This window comes from Flavobacterium sp. (assembly GCF_035760125.1).
GTDB lineage: Bacteria > Bacteroidota > Bacteroidia > Flavobacteriales > Flavobacteriaceae > Flavobacterium.
In genome coordinates this window covers 1-3,061 of sequence record NZ_DASTTN010000537.1, presented here as the reverse complement: position 1 = coordinate 3,061, position 3,061 = coordinate 1, and the positions used below count along the sequence as shown (strand labels likewise).

The window sequence follows — 3,061 nt, the reverse complement described above, 5'->3', positions numbered from 1 at the left end:
CCATTTCAAAATATGGAACTCAATTTGGTTTAGACCAAAATGCCGATGGAAAACTGGATATGGATGATGCTATTGCAGTGACCAAAAGCAGTGGTGGTATTGGTGGCTTTTTAGGAAAGCTTTTTGGGAAATAAATAAAATCTCGATTAATATTAAAAAAGACATTTGCAAACTTGTAAATGTCTTTTTTTTGCATCAAAATAGATGATATTAGAAACTAAACTTATGTAAAAGTTCATTATAAATACATTCTATTTCTGTTAGATTAAGTTATAAAATGCAGAAAATCAGCATAAAAATCCTTAACTTTGAGTAGTTCTATAGTTTGGTTTTTAATTTCCAATCAATTAATAATTTATTCTTAGAATTGTTTTTTATATGACATCCGTAAACAACTATTATTATGAAAAATTTAATTTGCACATTGATTGTTCTTTTAACAATTATTGGATGTAGTGCTTCTAAATCTAATGTTGCAAGTACAGAAAAACCAAAAACAGGAGGTAATGACACCATAAAAATTGAAAATAAAGAACTCGAATACGAAGTAATTATCATTGAACCGGGTTTTGATTTTTGGTTAGCATCAACGGCCTTTCCAAGGGGATATTATTCGCAATCCTATTTGGAAAACAAAAATAATTTTTATGTTATGGAATGGAATAACCGTGTCCGTCAACCGCAAATCTATTCTCCTAATTTATATGAAATGACTATCGATTACAATCCAACTATTAATTATGGTTATGAAGTAAACTATCTTATCTATAATTATATGATTTATTTCCAAAATAAATACAATCAAAGATTATATGGGCGAGTACCACCGAGATAGAAAATAGAATAGTATTAAGAAAAAAAATAATTAAAAATGTTTAAAAAAGACATTTGCAAACTTGTAAGTGTCTTTTTTGCGTAAATACCTTGTTAACAAGTGCTTATTTTTAGTATATTTATAGTTGATTTTCTTTGCTTAAATGCAGAAAAAAATATTTGGCATTAAATACCATCCCAAATCCTATTAAAACTTCTTTTTTATATTTTAAAAGCAACATAGTAATCTTATGGAATGCTTCTAAAATTACGGCATGATAATTGATTAAAGAGATTGAAAAAATGCTTTTTATATAAATGCACATATTCTTTTTCCTATGAAAAAAATAGAAGTTAAAAAATCGAAACCCAAAATAATCTTATTGGTTGTAGGAATGAATATTTTTTCAATAGCATTGGTTTTAACCATACTGTTGTATATAACAAATATCAAGAAAAGTATTTTAGATAATTACAATAATCAATTTCAGAATGAAATCACTAGAATTTCACAACTTGTATTCAGTCAGGTTGTTACTTCAATGGAGAGGAGTGATTTTGTAGATTATCTTAAAACAAGAGATTCCAGCTGGTATAACAAAATGTATTCTGATCCAAGTCTCTTTAAATCTGATTATATAGGGGTTTATGGTTTAGATAATAAAATTATCAATCATACTAACACAACTAAAATAAAAGAAGTTGATTTTGTCCCAAAAGAAGCTTTAACTGCTTTAAATAAATCAAGAAAATCTCGTTTTTATTTAAAAACATCCGATGGAATAATTCAAGTATTTGGTATTGCTATTACAAAATCAAATGACGTAATGAATTCAAAACCGGAAGGGTATTTTATTTTGGCAAGAAGAATAGATACCCCTTTCAAACAAAAGATTGAGAAAATAACCAATTCAACAATAACTATATTCAATAATCAAAATAACAAAGCAATAAAGAATTACATTCTTCAATATAAAGTTGATTTGAAGGATTACAAAAATCAATTTGTAGCACGTGTTTATTTTGAAAGACCTTTTGAGAAGTTTATTGCAACCATTTTAAAAAGTCTTTATTTTATATTGTTTATCTCTTTAGTTTTGCTATTGCTGAGCTTTATTTATACCAAAAAATGGATTTCTATTCCTTTGCATGCCATTACCAAAGCATTGGAAACAGGGAATAAAGGCGCTATTGAAATTTTAAAAAATACGGAAGGTGATTTTAAAAACATTGGAAGTCTTTTTGAAGAAAATGCCAAACAAAAAAGCAAATTGGTAAAAGCAAAATTGAAAGCCGAAGAAAATGATAAATTGAAATCTTCCTTTTTATCCAATTTATCACATGAGATAAGAACTCCAATTAATGCAATAGTTGGGTTTAATGAATTACTTATGAATACTGAAGTAGGAAAAGAAGAGCAACAAGAATATTTATCCGTTATTGACAAAAGTGGAAAAAATTTGATTGCTATTATTGATGATCTTATTGAAATGTCAAAAATAGAATCTCATCAGACAAAACCTAATTATACTGCTGTAAATATGGAGTCTTGTGTCAAAGATTTGTACGACAGTATTAAAATCACAAATAAGAAGGCTAAAAAAATAGATTTCAAATTAATTGAGAGTGAAAATCCAGCACCATATCCTATAAAAACAGATGAAGTCAAACTGAAACAAATTATTACAAATTTGGTTACCAATGCATTGAAATTTACTGAACAGGGTTCTGTTGAATTTGGCTATGAAATTGACGAATCAAATAATCAAATTGTTTTCAAGGTAAAAGATACTGGTTTTGGTATTGACGAAAACAATCAGCAATACATTTTTGATCGTTTTAGAAGAGTGGGAGGAGATCATACAATCAAAATTGGCGGACTTGGTTTAGGTCTTGCTATTTCTAAAGCCTATGCCGAAATGCTGGGAGGAACCATTACATTAGATTCGAAACTGGGAAAAGGCTCCGAGTTTTATTTCACCATTCCTTTGGAATATGTAAAATCACAAAAAATTACGGTTCAACCTGTTAATGAACTTACAATTTCTATAGGTGATGAAGAAGGAACTATATTAATAGCAGAGGACGACAATATCAATTTCTTATTGTTCCAAAAGATAATGAAAGCTAAAAATTATAGAATAATTCGTGCCGAAAATGGACAGGAAGCGGTAGACATTTGCTTTAATAATCCAAATATAGATTTGGTATTAATGGATATAAAAATGCCTATTATGGATGGATTCGA

General features: G+C 28.1%; 2 protein-coding genes. Both read left to right on the top strand.

Features of this window, described 5'->3' with window-relative positions; genetic code table 11:
- The first annotated feature begins 403 nt into the window (after nt 1-403).
- Nucleotides 404-835: a DUF6146 family protein gene (locus tag VFS71_RS19110; protein ID WP_326403253.1), complete on the top strand. Its 432-nt coding sequence runs from the start codon at nt 404-406 to the stop codon at nt 833-835.
- 316 nt (nt 836-1,151) lie between these two features.
- The coding region (locus VFS71_RS19105) for an ATP-binding protein (RefSeq protein ID WP_326403252.1) at nt 1,152-3,061 on the top strand (1,910 nt) is incomplete at its 3' end.